The organism is Tritonibacter sp. SIMBA_163 (assembly GCF_046535935.1).
In the GTDB taxonomy this organism is placed as follows: Bacteria; Pseudomonadota; Alphaproteobacteria; order Rhodobacterales; family Rhodobacteraceae; genus Epibacterium; species Epibacterium scottomollicae.
This window is the reverse complement of sequence record NZ_JAWJBP010000002.1, coordinates 391,953-404,371: the sequence shown is the minus strand read 5'-3', so window position 1 is coordinate 404,371 and position 12,419 is coordinate 391,953. Positions and strand designations below refer to the sequence as shown.

Annotated in this window: 15 protein-coding genes and 1 tRNA gene; 6 read left to right on the top strand and 10 right to left on the bottom strand. The window is 59.0% G+C overall.

Features of this window, described 5'->3' with window-relative positions; all coding sequences use genetic code 11:
* The first annotated feature begins 8 nt into the window (after window positions 1-8).
* Both R0J92_RS05865 and R0J92_RS05860 read left to right on the top strand, forming a co-directional pair.
* Window positions 9-641: a DNA-3-methyladenine glycosylase family protein gene (locus tag R0J92_RS05865; protein WP_411051159.1), complete on the top strand. Its 633-nt coding sequence runs from the start codon at window positions 9-11 to the stop codon at window positions 639-641.
* The gene (locus tag R0J92_RS05860; RefSeq protein ID WP_317386239.1) at window positions 638-1,303 is read left to right on the top strand and encodes an alpha/beta hydrolase; all 666 of its coding nucleotides are present in this window, start codon (window positions 638-640) and stop codon (window positions 1,301-1,303) included. The genes R0J92_RS05865 and R0J92_RS05860 overlap by 4 nt, the downstream gene beginning before the upstream one ends.
* A gap of 2 nt (window positions 1,304-1,305) precedes the next feature.
* Here R0J92_RS05860 and R0J92_RS05855 read toward each other — a convergent pair whose 3' ends face one another.
* Window positions 1,306-1,989: a pseudouridine synthase gene (locus R0J92_RS05855; protein ID WP_411051019.1), complete on the bottom strand. Its 684-nt coding sequence runs from the start codon at window positions 1,987-1,989 to the stop codon at window positions 1,306-1,308.
* Window positions 1,990-2,247: 258 nt separating this feature from the next.
* Between R0J92_RS05855 and R0J92_RS05850 the strand changes: the two genes are divergently transcribed.
* Complete coding sequence (locus R0J92_RS05850) at window positions 2,248-2,832, top strand: HNH endonuclease (RefSeq protein WP_317386237.1); 585 nt, start codon at window positions 2,248-2,250, stop codon at window positions 2,830-2,832.
* A 57-nt stretch (window positions 2,833-2,889) separates the two neighbouring features.
* Here R0J92_RS05850 and R0J92_RS05845 read toward each other — a convergent pair whose 3' ends face one another.
* From R0J92_RS05845 to rocF, 3 genes are read right to left on the bottom strand one after another with little or no spacing between them, the layout of a single operon-like run.
* Window positions 2,890-3,936: an ornithine cyclodeaminase gene (locus R0J92_RS05845; RefSeq protein WP_106163611.1), complete on the bottom strand. Its 1,047-nt coding sequence runs from the start codon at window positions 3,934-3,936 to the stop codon at window positions 2,890-2,892.
* Entirely contained in the window at window positions 3,933-4,862 is a 930-nt protein-coding gene (gene ctlX, locus R0J92_RS05840; protein ID WP_411051018.1) for a citrulline utilization hydrolase CtlX, read from the bottom strand. Before ctlX ends, R0J92_RS05845 begins: the two co-directional genes overlap by 4 nt.
* Window positions 4,859-5,788: an arginase gene (rocF, locus tag R0J92_RS05835; RefSeq protein ID WP_411051017.1), complete on the bottom strand. Its 930-nt coding sequence runs from the start codon at window positions 5,786-5,788 to the stop codon at window positions 4,859-4,861. The genes ctlX and rocF overlap by 4 nt, the downstream gene beginning before the upstream one ends.
* A gap of 109 nt (window positions 5,789-5,897) precedes the next feature.
* Here rocF and R0J92_RS05830 point away from each other — a divergent pair, with 109 nt between their 5' ends.
* Window positions 5,898-6,329, top strand: a complete 432-nt coding sequence (locus tag R0J92_RS05830; RefSeq protein WP_317386234.1) for an Lrp/AsnC family transcriptional regulator — start codon at window positions 5,898-5,900, stop codon at window positions 6,327-6,329.
* Between the two features lie 3 nt (window positions 6,330-6,332).
* Here R0J92_RS05830 and R0J92_RS05825 read toward each other — a convergent pair whose 3' ends face one another.
* Entirely contained in the window at window positions 6,333-6,797 is a 465-nt protein-coding gene (locus tag R0J92_RS05825) for a disulfide bond formation protein B (RefSeq protein ID WP_411051016.1), read from the bottom strand.
* A complete protein-coding gene (locus R0J92_RS05820) occupies window positions 6,794-7,372 on the bottom strand; it encodes a YqaA family protein (RefSeq protein WP_411051015.1) in 579 nt (192 codons plus the stop codon). The genes R0J92_RS05825 and R0J92_RS05820 overlap by 4 nt, the downstream gene beginning before the upstream one ends.
* A 167-nt stretch (window positions 7,373-7,539) precedes the next feature.
* On the opposite strand from R0J92_RS05820, the gene R0J92_RS05815 reads away from it, so the two are divergent.
* Window positions 7,540-7,625 (top strand) — tRNA-Leu (locus R0J92_RS05815).
* 422 nt (window positions 7,626-8,047) lie between these two features.
* Window positions 8,048-8,743 carry a hypothetical protein gene (locus R0J92_RS05810; RefSeq protein WP_133166715.1) on the top strand — a complete coding sequence of 232 codons (696 nt, stop codon included), beginning with the start codon at window positions 8,048-8,050 and terminating at the stop codon, window positions 8,741-8,743.
* Between the two features lie 2 nt (window positions 8,744-8,745).
* Here R0J92_RS05810 and R0J92_RS05805 read toward each other — a convergent pair whose 3' ends face one another.
* The 4 genes from R0J92_RS05805 to ugpE form a co-directional block, all read right to left on the bottom strand.
* On the bottom strand, window positions 8,746-9,498 hold the full coding sequence (locus tag R0J92_RS05805; protein WP_106163617.1) for a hypothetical protein: 753 nt from the start codon (window positions 9,496-9,498) through the stop codon (window positions 8,746-8,748).
* A 193-nt stretch (window positions 9,499-9,691) separates the two neighbouring features.
* Complete coding sequence (locus tag R0J92_RS05800; RefSeq protein WP_411051014.1) at window positions 9,692-10,009, bottom strand: hypothetical protein; 318 nt, start codon at window positions 10,007-10,009, stop codon at window positions 9,692-9,694.
* 434 nt (window positions 10,010-10,443) lie between these two features.
* Window positions 10,444-11,493, bottom strand: a complete 1,050-nt coding sequence (gene ugpC, locus R0J92_RS05795; RefSeq protein WP_411051013.1) for a sn-glycerol-3-phosphate ABC transporter ATP-binding protein UgpC — start codon at window positions 11,491-11,493, stop codon at window positions 10,444-10,446.
* 12 nt (window positions 11,494-11,505) lie between these two features.
* Window positions 11,506-12,414 (bottom strand): sn-glycerol-3-phosphate ABC transporter permease UgpE, encoded by a 909-nt coding sequence (ugpE, locus tag R0J92_RS05790; RefSeq protein ID WP_411051012.1) that lies wholly within the window; start codon window positions 12,412-12,414, stop codon window positions 11,506-11,508.
* Window positions 12,415-12,419: the final 5 nt, after the last annotated feature.

Sequence of the window (12,419 nt, the reverse complement as noted above, 5' to 3'; positions counted from 1 at the left end):
CCCTCCATATGACGGTTGGTCGCATTATCGAAACACCCGCTTGTGTGGCTGAGGGGGCCGCATGGCTGGCAGCGCGGGATCCGGGCTTTGCGCAGGCGCTTTCGGTGACCGGGCCATTGCCGCTGAGACGTAAGCCCGATGGGTTTGCGCAGCTTCTGAGCGCCATTGTCAGCCAGCAGGTCTCAGTGGCGTCGGCCAATGCGATCTGGAACCGCCTGCGGGATGCAAAGCTCACGGGGCCGCGCAAGATCCTCTGGGCAACGGATGACGATCTGCGTGCCGTCGGCCTCAGCCGCCAGAAGATCCGATACGCCCGCGCACTGGCAGAGGCGCGCATTGATTTCAATGCGTTACGCGGCACCCCTACAGCGGATGTGATCGCAGAGCTGACGCAAGTGTCGGGCATTGGGGTCTGGACAGCAGAGATTTACGCGATGTTCTCCCTCGGACGTGCGGATGTCTTTGCGCCGGGTGATCTGGCCCTGCAGGAAAGCGCGCGGCTGTTGTTTGATCTGCCCGAACGCCCGAAGGAACGTGCCCTGCGAGACATGGCCGACGCGTGGTCGCCGTGGCGATCGGTTGCGGCGCGCTTACTCTGGGCCTATTACCATGTGGCAAAGGACAGGGAAGGGATCCGATGACACGCGTTTTGACTGCCGGCCGCAAAGAGCCGCTCTCTGGTGACACACGTTCTGCGGTGGTATTTCTGCATGGCTATGGCGCCAATGGGGCGGATCTCCTCGGGCTCGCCGACCCGCTGGCCGAACATTTGCCGGACACATTGTTTGTCGCCCCCGATGCGCCGGAGGCCTGCGCCGGGGCACCGATGGGGTTTCAGTGGTTCCCGATCCCGTGGATCGACGGCTCCTCGGAAGAAGAATCCATGCGCGGCATGTCGGCAGCAGTGGATGACCTCAACGCCTTTCTCGATGCCTTCATGGTCGACGAGGATTTGCTGCCAGAACAGGTGGTTCTGCTGGGCTTCTCGCAAGGCACGATGATGGCGCTGCATGTGGCCCCGCGCCGCGAAGATCCGGTGGCGGGTCTCGTGGCGTTCTCCGGTCGCCTGCTGTCGCCGGACACCTTCAGCGATGAGGTCGTGAGCCGGATGCCTGTGCTTCTGGTGCATGGCGATGAGGATGACGTGGTGCCGCCGCAATCACTGCCACAGGCGGCCGAAGCGCTGCAGGAAGCAGGCTTTCAAGATGTGTTTGCCCATGTGATGAAGGGCACCGGTCATGGGATCGCGCCCGATGGGCTGAGCGTGGCCTTGGCCTTCATGCGCGACAAGTTGAGCCTCTGACCCTAGCGCGTTGATTTGGATCGTGGTTTGCGGCGCTTTGAGGGAGGCCTTGAAGCGCCGTTTTCCGTATCTCGTGGCTCTGGCTTTCGGCGCGGTGGTTTTTGCGAGGGCTTTGGCGGGCCCGGAACGCGCGGCGGATCCAGGTCATCCCATGTGCCCTGCGCCAGCCCGTCCAGGGTCCAGGCGCCGATCGCATAGCGGATCAGCCGCAAGGTCGGGTATCCGACAGCTGCGGTCATGCGGCGGACTTGTCGGTTCTTGCCCTCGGTGATCTTCAACTCCAGCCAGGAGGTGGGCACGGATTTGCGTTCCCGGATCGGCGGAGTACGGGCCCAGAGCCCCGGCGGTTCGCTCATCAGACGCGCTTTGGCAGGGCGGGTCATTCCATCCTTTAGTTCAACACCTTGGCGGAGGCACTTGATGTCGTCGTCCGACGGTTGTCCTTCGACCTGAACCCAATAGGTCTTCTCCATCTTGTGCTTGGGATCGCTGATCCAAGCCTGCAGCCGACCTGTGTCGGTCAGCAACATCAACCCCTCGCTGTCGCGATCCAGTCGTCCCGCGGGATAGACACCGGGACACTCTATATAGGCGCTTAGCGTCGGGCGGGCGGCGCCTTCAGTGCCGCGATCGGTGAATTGCGGCAGAACATCAAAGGGCTTGTTGAAGCGGATCAATCGGGTCATGGGTTTGGTCCTACGCCGCACAGCAGAGCCGCGCAAGCACGCGGTGCCGCGACCGGTAGATGCCGCTTTGCGGAATGACGGATTTTTGGGCTGTGGATAACTGTCACGCACCTGTAACGGAATCATCTTATTCCACGCGATATCTGGTGTATCGTTGGGGCTTGTCAGGTCCCCGCCACGATATATAGTCAAACATATGCTGGGGCGGGTTCCCCGCTCTGGTGCCGTATCGAGGCAAGCAGGGCGAGGAAGACGTTGATGGACGGAGACTTCAGGACAGAATTCGTAAGGGAGCCGGGCGCTCTGAAGCAGCATCCGGCGTTGGTGCTCAATGCGGATTATCGTCCTTTGTCATACTATCCTCTGTCACTCTGGCCGTGGCAGGATGCCGTGAAAGCCGCCTGGCTGGATCGGGTCGCCATCGTGGCCGAGTATGACGAGGTCGTGCGCAGTCCGAGTACCGAGATCCGAATACCTTCGGTTGTTGTGCTCAAAGACTATGTAAAACCCCAAAAGCGCGTGGCCTTCACGCGCTTTAATTTATTCTTGAGGGATGAATTTCACTGCCAGTACTGCGGCGCAAGGGGCGATCTGACCTTTGACCATGTGGTGCCGCGTGCCGCCGGTGGGGTCACCAGTTGGGAGAATGTGGTCGCGGCCTGTTCGCGCTGCAATCTGAAGAAGGGGTCAAAGTCGCTGCATCGCGCCGGCATGTCCCTGCGCAAACCGCCGCGCCGTCCGGGCGCGGAGGAGCTGCGCAACACGGGTCGCAAGTTCCCGCCCGGGTATCTGCATGAAAGCTGGATGGACTATCTGTATTGGGACAGCGAGCTGGAAGCTTGATCCCGTTGTTTTGAAACACAAAGCGCGCCCCGAAAGGCGCGCCTTGTCATGCGTGCGTCAGATCTTGGCGCGCTGCACCATGCCAAAGAGATCACGCGGATCATCCGGGTCGGCCAGCATGTCGAGGTCGATGTAGAAATCCGTGCTCTTGATGCGATCGCGAATGTAGCGCAGGGCGGAGAAATCCTCGATCGCAAAGCCGACGCTGTCAAACAGGGTGATCTGACGGTCGCCGGTGCGGCCCGGCTTGGTGCCGGAAATCACTTCCCACAGTTCGGTGACAGCAAAATCCTCGGGCATCTGTTGGATCTCGCCTTCGACGCGGGTCTGGGGCGGGTACTCAACAAATACGTCCGAGCGGCTGAGGATGCCGGCAGCCAGCTCTGTCTTGCCCGGGCAGTCGCCGCCGATGGCGTTGATATGCACGCCGCTGCCGACCATGTTGTCGCTCAGGATGGTGGCGCATTGCTTGTCGGCGGTGCAGGTGGTGAGGATCTGCGCCCCCTCGATGGCCTGTTCCGGCGTGCTGCAGATCGTGACATCAACGCCCAGACCGGAGAGGTTTTGCGCGCATTTCTCGCTGGCCTTAGGGTCGGTGTCATACAGGCGCACAGCCTTGAGCCCGAGGATCGCCTTCATCGCGAGGGTCTGGAATTCCGACTGCGCACCATTGCCGATCATCGCCATGGTATCCGAGCCCTTGGGCGCCAAGTGTTTGGCCACCATCGCCGAGGTCGCCGCAGTGCGCAGCGCGGTGAGGATGGTCATCTCGGTAAAGAGCACCGGATAGCCGGTGTAGACATCCGCCAGAAGGCCAAATGCGGTCACGGTCTGGAGCCCCTCGGAGGTGTTCTTCGGGTGACCGTTGACGTATTTGAAGCCATAGGCCTCACCATCAGAGGTTGGCATCAGCTCGATCACGCCCACATCGGAATGGCTGGCCACGCGGGGGGTCTTGTCAAACAGTTCCCAGCGTTTGAAGTCGGCCTCGATATAGTCGGCAAGATCGCGCAGCATATCCTCGATGCCTACATGATGAATGAGACGCATCATGTTGTCGACGCTGACAAAAGGAACAAGGGCCTTGTCGGAGGGTTGGGTCATTTCGATGTCCTTTCGCGGGGGCTGAGGTGGATGCCGGCCAGCATGCAGCGCACCGAACCACCGGCCGTTTCAAGTGTTGGGATGGAGAGCGGCAGCAACTCTGCCGAGCGTTCGATCACCGCACGCTGCTCGGGCCGCAGCGCCTCCATGGCGCGCGCTGACAGGGCCAGCAGGCGTCGGTGGCCGGTCAGTTCCAGCGTATTGCCGAGGAATTCTGCGATCTGCTCCGGGGTCAGGTCGATGACGCTGCGCCCGCTTTCCTCCAGCCGCCGGGTGACTTCGGCCCGACGGGCGGGGTCGGGGATCATTTGCAGACAGATCAGCGCATAGTCGGTGCCGATGCCCATCAGAACATTGGTGTGATAGACATCGCGCCCTTCGGCGTCCTTGGCCTCGAACACCATAGGTTCAAAGTTGAAATGGGTGCAGAAACGTTCCAGCAGCACCGGATCGGCGCGGTTGGATTTCACCGTGTAGGCAATGCGCCCGATGTGGTCGAGCACCATGGCGCCGGTGCCTTCTAGCGCCAGATCATCCTGCTCCAACCCGGAATAGTCGATCACGTCTTGCACGCGGTAGTCGCGCTTCAGCATCTCGATCACGTCCCAGCGCCGCTCCTTACGCCGGTTGCCGGCAAACATCGGATAGACCGCCACATGACCCCCGGCGTGGGTGGAGAACCAATTGTTCGGAAACACCGAATCCGGTGTCTCCTGTCCAACATCATCAAACACATGCACGGTGACGCCCGCCGCGCGCAGGGCCGCAACTGCAGCGTCGAACTCTGCCAGAGCCCGGGCTGCGATACTGTCCGCGCTCGAGTCCGAGAGGGTCTGGAACGCATTGTCGTTGCGGGTTTCCGGGTTCGAGGTGAAGTGATGCGGGCGGACCATGACCACCGCTGCCGGGGCCTGAAGCGTCGTCATGTATTGTAGCTCCGGGTCGGGCGATCAAATACGCGACGGCCCATAGCAGAGGCACAGAGGTCGACCATCAGATGCGCGGTGCGGCCGCGCTCGTCCAGGAAGGGGTTCAGCTCCACCAGATCCATCGAGGTCATCAGGCCGCTGTCGTGCAGGATTTCGCAGACCAGATGCCCTTCGCGCACGGTGGCGCCGCCGGGGACAGTGGTGCCGACGGCGGGCGCGACGGAAGGATCAAGGAAATCCACGTCGAGCGAGACATGCAACATGCCGTTCTGGGCCGCGACCTTGTCCAGGAATGCGGACAGCGGGCGGGCAATACCGTTCTCGTCGATGTCGCGCATGTCATGGCGTTGAATGCCAACCTGCTCCATCGCCTCGCGTTCAGCCGTGTCGACGGAACGCAGTCCGATCATGCAGACGTTTTCCGGTGGCACCGGATGCGGCACTGGCGGAAACCCATCGAACTGCGCCTGATTGGTGAAGTAGCGCACCGGGCAGCCGTGCAGATTGCCAGAGTCGCTGCTGTCCAGCGAATGATAGTCGCTATGTGCATCCAGCCAGAGCACAAACAATGGGCGGCCTTCACTCGCAGCATGATTGGCAACACCGCGCACGGTGCCCAGGGCCAGCGCGTGATCTCCGCCGAGAAAGATCGGCAGGCCGCGCGCCATAGCGGCCTCGGCGGCCTCCGACAGGCTCTCGGTCCAGGCACGGGTCAGGTTCGGCTCGTGCAACGGGCCGGTGCCGTCATCGGGCGCATGCGGGGCAGGGGTGACGTTGCCGATATCCTCGACCGTGTGGTCAAGGCTCTCCAACGCGGCGGCCAGACCAGCGGTGCGATAGGCATCCGGCCCCATCAGACAGCCGGTGCGACGCTTGCCGCTGTCGACGGGCGCGCCTACGAGAATACAGTGGCGAGAAGACATGCAGGATCTCCTTGATTTGTGTTGCCCTTGATATTTCTCCGATTTGAGGTGGAAAACAGAGGGCAAATTGCTCATAAGGAGAAGAGATAGCACAAAACGGAGGCGCCTTATGGACAAAACGGATGAGCGACTAATCTCGGCACTGCGCCATGATGCGCGCGCTTCACTCTCCGATCTGGCCATGCAGCTGGAACTGTCGCGCACCACGGTGCGCACCCGGATCGAGCGGCTTCAGTCGCGGGGCGACATCCTCGGGTTCACCGTGGTGCTGAAGGAAGATGTGCTACGAGATCCCGTGCGCGGCCTGATGATGATCGGCATCGAAGGCCGCGGCACGTCGCGTATCACGCGGCAGCTGCAGGGCTTGCCGGAGGTGCGCGCGATCCACACCACCAACGGACGTTGGGATCTGATCGTGGAGCTGGGCACCGCCACGCTGGAAACGCTCGACGAGGCGCTGGCCAAGATCCGCATGTTCGACGGGGTGGTGTCCAGCGAGACCAATCTGCTCTTGGCCACCAAGAAGGACAGCCGCGCCTAAGCCTCAGCGGGTGTGACGGGCGGCGGCGAACCAGAGCGCGGCCAGCCCCAGCGAGATCACAGCGTTCCAGCCCGCCATCGACAGGCCCAGCATTTCCCACGGGATATCATCGCAACGCACCAGCGGCGCCGACATGATCTGGTTCATCAGATCATCGGCGCTGAGCCCGTCGATCGCACCGGAGGTGCAGGTGGTCGGACCTTCCCACCAGCCCTGTTCGACACCGGCATGAAAGGCACCGATGGCAGATGTCGCCAGTGCCGCCAGCGCTCCGAGATAGGGCAGGACCGCGCCGGGGATCAGCATCGCCAGAACACCTATGCCGACGGCTGCCCCATGGGGATAGCGCTGCCAGATGCACATCTTGCAGGGCGCAAGCTCGCCAATGTACTGAAACCCGAACGCGCCCAAAAGTAGCGCAGCGGAGCCGCCAGCGGCGAGCAGAATGAGAAAACGACTGAAGGTCATATATACCTCAAGGCAAAGAAGCCGCCGAAGAGCAGCAGGCAGAAAACGGTGAACACTAGGCCAAGGCGCTTTTCAATGAAGTTGCGCACCGGCGCGCCGAATTGCCACAGCAACCCCGCCACGAGAAAGAACCGAAGCGCCCGCGCGAGGATTGAGGTCGCCACAAACGTCAGGATCGGCATGCCGGTCCACCCGGACATGATCGTAATGACCTTGTAGGGAAACGGCGTCACACCCGCGATCAGCACAGCCCAGAAGCCGAAGTCATTGAAACGAGTGTTGAACTCGGCCATCTTGCCGGCCTTGCCCATCGCCTCCAGCACTGGCTGACCGATGCTGTCGTAGAAAAAGGCACCGACGGCATAGCCCAGAAGCCCGCCGGCAACCGAGGCCACCAGCGCAACCAAGGCAATCAGCCAAGCGCGAGATGGTCGCGCCAAAATCATCGGGATCATCAGCACATCTGGCGGGATCGGAAACACCGAACTTTCGATGAATGCGACTGCCGCCAAGCACCAGAGCGCGTACGGATGGTCAGCCAACGCCATGGTCCGATCATAAAGTGGGCGCAACATTTGAAAGAGCAAAACCTTGTTGGGTGAAGTCAGGGCCGACGTCGCACGCGGTCGCCAAAGCGTCAACTCAACAGTTTGCGACATGTGAGAAAACCATCAGATTTATGGCGCTACGATCAAATTTGCCTCTGGACCTCAATAAAAAGTGGCGATAGGAAACGTCACATGCCCAAGTGGCGGAATGGTAGACGCAGGGGATTCAAAATCCCCCGACTTAACGGTCGTGCCGGTTCGAGTCCGGCCTTGGGTACCACCTTGATTTTTCAAGGTTCTCCGTGAAAATGACGCGTAAAGTTAGCCTTTTTGGCTCCTCGTGTGTTTATCCCCTTTGTTCACGCATTCTGCTCAAACCTCGCGCGCGTGCCGCAGCCTGTTCCGACGGTTGATCTGTGAAGCCCCAGTCTGCCGCTTTAGGACCTCTCAGGGCTGGAGCGAGGGGCTCCGCCGACAGTGGAAGTGTGCGCGCTCAGGCACGATGTGTTTCCCGCTGCATTTTTACCTGCGAAAATCGCAAAATTTGATCGTCTAAGCATTGCTGTAATCGCAATTTTAGTACCGATAAACGCCGCCGCTCAGGGGGTAGGGATAGTTTTTAAGTTGCGATATGGAACGGTGTTCATGATTGATGCTTGCGTAAGGCGAGCAGAAAGAAACACAAAATGCCTGAGGTGTATATTGCAAGAGCACAATCTATTAACGCTATCACATAACTGCCTTGCGGGCCTGTCTGCAAGCTCAGTTGAATTGCTGCCAGTTCCGTCAATTATTGATTTCGAACGTAGAATGGCGGCTCTTGGGAAGCCACCAAACCACCCAATGATGTCTCCGAAATGGCATGACATGAGCCCTGTTGATAGCTTTGCGATCATGTTCGAGGTGGACGGACAGGAGATCGGAGGCGTCGCCGCGCGGTGTCTGGATCTGGGTGAGGATGCGCTCGCAAAGCACTGGCAGGAAACGTATTCCAGAATGTACACGAACGGCGAAACATCACCTGTCTCGGGGTTTTCGGGGGCTGCAAGTCGAGAAATTCGGGGAAGGGTCGTTTACCTGGGCGAGCTGTTCCTCGCAGAAGGCTGGCGAAAAGGCGTGGTCGATTGGCGCTTGGTGTTCCACTATTTGTTCGCCCTGTCATACCTGAAATGGCGCTCGGACTGGATCTATGGGTTTGTTCGCCAACAAGATGTTATGAGAGGCAAGGCCAGTCGATACGGATTTACGCGGCAATATGTGGGGCCGCAAACTTGGACAAAATGCGTTGAGCGGCGCAGCAGTCAGGAATATCTTGTTGCAATCTCCCGTCAGGACCTGTTCGACGCGGCAGCTTTCTATTCTGCCTCACCCGAAGATCTAAGGTCGCCCGCCACTTAAGCTCAGACGGGAAAGCAGTATGACAGTACAAATTTGTCCCCGCTCGGTGCAACCACAGGTAGTTGCAGTCGAAAATATTCTACATGTATTGATTTCGCGTCATGAGGTGTTGTTATGCGAGCCGAGATTGGCGCCGAGAGGGCGGGGCGTCCGCTGTCAGAGACTTCCCGATAGCTAGAAATCAACCGCTCTTGCGACTCTCGATCAAAGGTTCTGACGAGTTGAAGCAGCGCGTCAGCGGAGTCTGTTCCCAACATCTGCGCGGCAAGGCTGCGGGCGCCAACCTTCGCAGGTGTTACGATTTTATCTCCGGTCTCCGGTGCTTTGATGATATCAAAGCGGTCGGCCAGCATATCGTGACCAATCAGGCAGCCCCTTTGATCGTGCCACCACTGCAAAAGTAGCGGCAAAGTCGAATTTGATGCAGCTGTGGCTTCGTGTCCATATTTTTGCAACCGATTGTGAGCCACGCGAAAAACATCTGATAGAACCTTGGATGCTTGCTGGTTTACCTGTTCGGAGTAGCAGGAGTCCGATGACAGGGAAATCGCCCCTTCCTCTTCGAGCAGCTCGTGGATCGGAACGCGGAGTTCTCTCGCCAAGGCCATCACGGTGAAGGCGCCGGGGTCTCGTCCGGGCTTCAGCGTGTTGTACCAGGAACGATCCTTGTTGATCGCTCTGCAAATTTCGGCGATCGACCTTGGATCTTCGGCGATAAGTTGTCGCCATTTGGCGACCAGCCCCTCTGTCAGCATTCACGGCCTTTGAATATCTTCAACAATTTTGAGTTGTAGTTGACGATGTCGCGCGGTGTCAACACAGTCATCTGGCACTGAAGCGGTTGCTAGATCTATTGGACTTTGTACAGGATGCATGACTGCAAAACGACACAGAACGATGTCATTGAAAAACAACTGACTTCTGAGCTGAGCGCTGCGGTCTTTGTTTTTATTCTTCTGGAGGATGAGCGCCCGGACTTTGAGAGAGAAGGCCTTTTGCAGATCTTATCAAAAAATCCTGCTCTTCCGGTCTTAATTGAGACCATATGTCCAGGAGCGATCGACGTCGATCTTCTTCGAACTGCACCCCCTGAGCCTGAAAATACTTGAACAGCTTTGGCGCTTCATCTGCCTGAACCCGCCGTGTGCCGTTGAGAATCTTGGCAAGTTTATCGGTAGAAATGCCTGTGACACTCGACATTCTTGCCTGCTCACCGCGTTCTCCCGTTAGGCGCTCTCGAATCCATTTTCTGTTTATCTCGTCCATGAGCCCTCTTATGCGATATCACGTCTTCTTTCCTTCTATCGTATATCGCAAACATCTGCCTCTCTAAAGTTGCGATTATCGCATTATTTGTTGTTGTATTGATGCTCGGGCCAACGTTGCCCAATTGCCGCCGCAGGCAGTCCCGGATCGGACGCGTCTCAAGAACAAGAACTGACAAGGGCCGGGTGCGAACGACGACAGAGCGGGTGATCTTTGTTTGTCTGTCGTGCCGCGCTTTGAAGCGCCGGGCGCCCAACATAATTGAATGCGCGGTGGCCACTCATAGGCGAATTCGGGACAGGCGCGTCGGCCTGATGGCTGTCGCGGTTGAGTTCGCAAGCGCAGCCCCGATGGCCCGTCTTCGAATAGTCTTGGATCGCACAGCAGATGGGCCGGAGTGTCATATCCGGCCCATGCCTTTTAGGTCACCGATCTCAGATACGGCTGCCGCGTTCTGGGTGGAAAAAATGCACACGATCCCGGGGCAGAGTGATGGGCTGCGGGCCTGTTGCCGCCTGCTCATCCTTGCCTACGCTGAGCGAGAAGGGCTGCCCGCCCAATGTGCCATGCAGCAGGCGATGGGCGCCCAGTTCCTCGACAATCTCGACTTGCAGCACAACGGACCCATCACCGCCAAGGCGAACATCCTCGGGGCGGTAGCCAACCAGCACAGACTCCAGCGCCACGGCTGGCGGGTCGAGCGGCAGCGCGGTTTCCTCATTGAGCTGCAGTCGGCCTGCCGCGATTTGCGCGGTCATCAGGTTCATCGGCGGTGCACCCATGAAGCCTGCCACAAAGGTCGAAGCGGGCTGTTCGTAGATTTCGGTCGGGGTTCCAACCTGTTCGACCCGGCCGGCATTCAGGACGATGATGCGGTCGGCCATGGTCATCGCCTCGACCTGATCGTGGGTCACGTAGACCGAAGTCACCCCGAGGCGCTGCTGCAACGCCCGGATCTCAATCCGCATCTGGTTGCGCAGTTTCGCATCGAGATTTGACAGTGGTTCATCAAACAGGAACAGCTCCGGATCCCGCACGATGGCACGGCCCATGGCAACACGCTGACGCTGACCACCTGAAAGCTGGCTCGGACGGCGCTCCAGATACTCACCGAGGTTCAGAATACGTGCGGCCTCCTGCACTTTTTCATCGATTTCTGTCTTGGAGGCGCCGCGGTTTTTCAGCCCGTAGCCCATGTTTTTTGCCACGGACATATGCGGATAGAGCGCGTAGTTCTGGAACACCATGGCGATATTGCGATCCGCGGGGTCCTTGTCGTTGACCACATTGACGCCGATCATCAGCTCCCCATCGGTGATATCCTCCAGACCCGCGATCATGCGCAGCAGCGTGGACTTGCCACAGCCGGAGGGCCCGACAAGGACGACAAGTTCACCGTCAGGGATTTCGATAGAGCAGGGGTGAACAGCCTGATGGCCGTTGGGATAGGTTTTGCGAACTTGGTTCAGGGTGACCTGTGCCATTGGTTTCATTCCTTATTTATCGGATTCCGTCAGGCCCTTGACGAACCAGCTCTGGAAGAAGATGACGATGGCAACGGGCGGGATCATTGCGATCAATGACAGCGCCAGCGCCTTGCCGTATTCGGGGATCATTGCGCCTGTCTGGCCCAGGACCTGCACGATCTGTTTGATGCCGCGCACCAGGGTGAACATGCTTTCATCCGTGGTGATCAGAGTGGGCCAAAGATACTGGTTCCAGCCATAGACAAACATGATGATGAAGATCGCCGCGATCATGGTCTTGCTCAGAGGCACCAGAATATCGATGAAGAATTTCACTGGCCCCGCGCCATCGATACGGGCGGCCTCTACCAATTCTTCGGGGATTGAGCGGAAGAACTGGCGAAAGAAGAAGGTGCCGGTGGCTGAGGCGATCAGCGGAACAATCAGCCCGGTGTAGGTATTGGCGAGCCCGAGGCTCTGGATCGCCTCGTATGAGGGCAGAATACGCACTTCCAACGGCAGCAGCAGCGTGGTGAAGATGATCCAGAAGGCGAAGGTCGCGAACCGCAAACGAAAGTAGACGATCGCATAGGCGGCCATCATCGAGATCGCGATCTTGCCAATGGCAAAGCCGAAGCCAAGGATCAACGAGTTGATCAGCATCTTGGTGCCGGTAATCGACTTGCTGAAACCGGAAGCTTCGAACATCGCCGCCTCGAAGTTCTCCAGCATCTTGCCCTCAAGGCCGACCTGAAGGCCGTTCTTGACGATATCAACGTCTTCGAAACTGGTGGTCATCAGCACCAGGGCAACCGGAAAGACCATGAACAGCGCGCCGGCGATCAGTACCGCGTGATCTACGATATGGCGCAGCTTGATGTGCTTGCGTGGGCGTGGGGCCGTCGGGGAGAGGGCGCCGGTGTGGGTCATGTCAGCCATTTTCG

What these genes read in the sequence shown, in the direction of transcription:
- R0J92_RS05865 (WP_411051159.1), top strand. Translation starts at nt 9, where the DNA reads ATGACGGTTGGTCGCATTATCGAAACACCCGCTTGTGTGGCTGAGGGG.
- R0J92_RS05860 (WP_317386239.1), top strand. Translation starts at nt 638, where the DNA reads ATGACACGCGTTTTGACTGCCGGCCGCAAAGAGCCGCTCTCTGGTGAC.
- R0J92_RS05855 (WP_411051019.1), bottom strand. Translation starts at nt 1,989, where the DNA reads ATGACCCGATTGATCCGCTTCAACAAGCCCTTTGATGTTCTGCCGCAA.
- R0J92_RS05850 (WP_317386237.1), top strand. Translation starts at nt 2,248, where the DNA reads ATGGACGGAGACTTCAGGACAGAATTCGTAAGGGAGCCGGGCGCTCTG.
- R0J92_RS05845 (WP_106163611.1), bottom strand. Translation starts at nt 3,936, where the DNA reads ATGACCCAACCCTCCGACAAGGCCCTTGTTCCTTTTGTCAGCGTCGAC.
- ctlX (WP_411051018.1), bottom strand. Translation starts at nt 4,862, where the DNA reads ATGACGACGCTTCAGGCCCCGGCAGCGGTGGTCATGGTCCGCCCGCAT.
- rocF (WP_411051017.1), bottom strand. Translation starts at nt 5,788, where the DNA reads ATGTCTTCTCGCCACTGTATTCTCGTAGGCGCGCCCGTCGACAGCGGC.
- R0J92_RS05830 (WP_317386234.1), top strand. Translation starts at nt 5,898, where the DNA reads ATGGACAAAACGGATGAGCGACTAATCTCGGCACTGCGCCATGATGCG.
- R0J92_RS05825 (WP_411051016.1), bottom strand. Translation starts at nt 6,797, where the DNA reads ATGACCTTCAGTCGTTTTCTCATTCTGCTCGCCGCTGGCGGCTCCGCT.
- R0J92_RS05820 (WP_411051015.1), bottom strand. Translation starts at nt 7,372, where the DNA reads ATGTTGCGCCCACTTTATGATCGGACCATGGCGTTGGCTGACCATCCG.
- R0J92_RS05805 (WP_106163617.1), bottom strand. Translation starts at nt 9,498, where the DNA reads ATGCTGACAGAGGGGCTGGTCGCCAAATGGCGACAACTTATCGCCGAA.
- R0J92_RS05800 (WP_411051014.1), bottom strand. Translation starts at nt 10,009, where the DNA reads ATGGACGAGATAAACAGAAAATGGATTCGAGAGCGCCTAACGGGAGAA.
- ugpC (WP_411051013.1), bottom strand. Translation starts at nt 11,493, where the DNA reads ATGGCACAGGTCACCCTGAACCAAGTTCGCAAAACCTATCCCAACGGC.
- ugpE (WP_411051012.1), bottom strand. Translation starts at nt 12,414, where the DNA reads ATGGCTGACATGACCCACACCGGCGCCCTCTCCCCGACGGCCCCACGC.